The 2,363-nt window shown below is 66.6% G+C and carries 3 protein-coding genes and 1 pseudogene; 3 read left to right on the top strand and 1 reads right to left on the bottom strand.

Annotation, left to right across the window (positions count from 1 at the left end):
• Positions 1-199, bottom strand: a pseudogene (locus VK519_RS13565) (hypothetical protein); the annotation flags it as partial.
• 194 nt (positions 200-393) lie between these two features.
• Between VK519_RS13565 and VK519_RS13560 the strand changes: the two are divergent.
• The 3 genes from VK519_RS13560 to VK519_RS13550 all read left to right on the top strand — a co-directional run bounded on the left by VK519_RS13560 (position 394) and on the right by VK519_RS13550 (position 2,256).
• Positions 394-765, top strand: coding sequence for a Rap1a/Tai family immunity protein (locus VK519_RS13560; RefSeq protein ID WP_324350611.1), 372 nt, complete (start codon positions 394-396; stop codon positions 763-765).
• Positions 766-836: 71 nt separating this feature from the next.
• Positions 837-2,009 carry a threonine aldolase family protein gene (locus VK519_RS13555; RefSeq protein WP_324350609.1) on the top strand — a complete coding sequence of 391 codons (1,173 nt, stop codon included), beginning with the start codon at positions 837-839 and terminating at the stop codon, positions 2,007-2,009.
• A gap of 4 nt (positions 2,010-2,013) precedes the next feature.
• Positions 2,014-2,256: a hypothetical protein gene (locus tag VK519_RS13550; RefSeq protein WP_324350607.1), complete on the top strand. Its 243-nt coding sequence runs from the start codon at positions 2,014-2,016 to the stop codon at positions 2,254-2,256.
• Positions 2,257-2,363: the final 107 nt, after the last annotated feature.

Here is a 2,363-nt window from a genome sequence, read left to right as displayed (position 1 = left end):
AGAATGTGCCCGGGGGATCCTTCGCGTGTGCGGCGGCGTTGGCGTTGGCCGACGTCGAGGCACTGGCCGGCGCCGTGGCGGCGGACGCGGGGATGTCCGAAGGCGGCAGCTTGAGGTTCAACGGCTTGTCCGTGGACTGTGCGGCGGCTGCCGTGGACAGGCAGAAGGCGAATGCGGCGAGGAACGGGGAAACTTTCATGGGAGGGCTCCGGGGATGCCGCTATTAACGCACCGACCGGCTGGGCGTGCACGTGTATACGTTGGACGGCGTTCAGGGCAGGGAGTTCCACGGGCATCCAGGGCCGGAAGCTGGCACGATGGCCCGCAAGATCCCACAGCCGGGATCCCTCGGAGTGCGCGATGGGCCGGACAGCGGGCAAAGTGGCAAGGGGTTTGGCGATTTCGTGCCTTGCCGTGGCGGCGTGGCCCACGGGGCCGGTATTTGCGCAAACGGCGACGCTTCCTTTCAGCGGTCCGGACCGACCCTATTACCGCTATGCCGGCGAACTCGAGCACGCGCTTGAACTATCCATGCAGGCCGCACCCGCGGCCGATGGCCGGGACGGTGCGGCCGCGGCCTATGTGCAGGGCGTGGCCGATGCGGTACAGGGATCCCTGGCCTGCCCGACACCCGCGCAGCGCTCGGGCGAGTTGATGCGCGTGGTCCAGGCCTACTTTGCCGCCAACCCCGGGCTGGGTGCACAGCCTGCGGCCGTCGTGGTGCGCGATGCGTTGCGCCGGGCCTATCCCTGCAAGGGGCGCTGACCTTAAGACCGTGGCGGCGTGCCCGCCGCGCTGCTATGGTCGGCGGCAATCTTTCAAGGGGGTAGCCGGGCATGGTCATGAACCGACGGGATTTCCTGCGTTCCTCCGTGGCTGGCAGCGCGCTTGCCGGGCTGGGCCTGCCAGCGGCCGCATTTGCCGCTACCCGGGCCGACCCGGACCACATCGACAACGCCGTGGTGCTTCGCGGGGACAATGTCCCGCACTACAACCGCGACACCGTGGCGCGCCTGGACAAGCTCCTGGCCGCGCGGCCCAGCCCGCCCGGAAGCGGGCACGAGGTCGCCACCGACAGCTACCTGCAGCACGGCGCGGTGGAGGAACTGGAGCAATACTTCGCCAAGTTCCTGGGCAAGGAAGATGCGGTCTTCATGCCCACGGGCACGCTGGCCAACCACGTTGCCATCCGCGTGCATTGCGGCGAGCACCGCCACGCACTGGTGCAGCGCGAAAGCCATGTCTACCGCGACGAAGCCGATACGGTCCCCACGCTTAGCGGCATCAACCTGGTGCCCCTGGCCGAAGGCAAGGCGTCGCCGACGATGGACGAGGTGAACAAGGCCATCGACGATGCCGAGCATGGCCCGTACCCCATCAAGGTAGGCGTGATATCGCTCGAATCACCGGTGCGCCGTGCCGACGGCGAGATGGTGCCGTATGAACTGGCGCAACAGATCTCCACCATGGCGCGCGCGAAGGGCATCGGCATGCACCTGGACGGCGCGCGGCTGCTGCTCAATGCCGGTGCCGACGGGTTTACGGTGGAAAAGTACTCGGCGCTCTTCGACACCGTGTATGTCTCGCTTTATAAATACCTGGGCGCCCCCTTCGGCGCGGTGCTGGCGGGAAGCAAGGCGCAGATGGCCCAGGCGCGGGAGATGCGCCATGTCTTTGGCGGGCTGATCTATCACGGATGGATGCCAGCACTGCTGGCGCTGGACACCGTGCAGGGGTTTCCCGAGCGCTTCGCGAAGGTCCGGCAGGCAGGCGACCGGCTTTTGGCGGCGCTTGGTTCCATCGACGGCTACACCGTTGCGCGTGTGCCCAACGGCACCAACATCCACTTCCTGGAGGTAGCACCCGCGCGCCAGGCCGGGCTTGCCGAGCGACTCAAAAAGCAGGACATCCTGGTTGGCGGGATGAAGGATGGCCGCCTGATGCTGACGTTCAACGAGACGCTCGTCCGTCGTAGCCCCGAAGCGATCGCACGGGCATTCGCGGGCTGATGCCATGACGCTCACCGATATCCTTCTTATCGTGCTGGTGGTCGGCGTGATTGGCGCCGTCATCAGGTTCTGGCCGAAGAAGATGCCGAAGGAGCGCGAGTTTCGTTGCAGGCGGTGCCGTGCTGTCACACCCCACAATTGCCGTACCATCGAGGCATGGCGAAGCGGGAAAACGGAGTTCTCCTGCGATGCCTGTCATCGCGCGTGGCATGTCGATCGGCGCCGGGGCGGCCGTATCAACCGGTGAGCCCTGCCGTTTTCGAAGGCAGCGCCAGCGCATCCTCCCAAGTTTTGATGCGCGCGGCATCGCGTTCGAGCTGCACCGTGGCGCGCGTGAGCTCGAATAGCGACGGG

The organism is Pinirhizobacter sp. (genome assembly GCF_035317885.1).
Lineage (GTDB): Bacteria > Pseudomonadota > Gammaproteobacteria > Xanthomonadales > Rhodanobacteraceae > Pinirhizobacter.
This window is presented reverse-complemented; position numbering and strand designations above follow the sequence as displayed.

Excerpts from the sequence above, each read along its gene's own strand:
- VK519_RS13555 (WP_324350609.1), top strand. The coding sequence starts at position 837 with ATGGTCATGAACCGACGGGATTTCCTGCGTTCCTCCGTGGCTGGCAGC.
- VK519_RS13550 (WP_324350607.1), top strand. The coding sequence starts at position 2,014 with ATGACGCTCACCGATATCCTTCTTATCGTGCTGGTGGTCGGCGTGATT.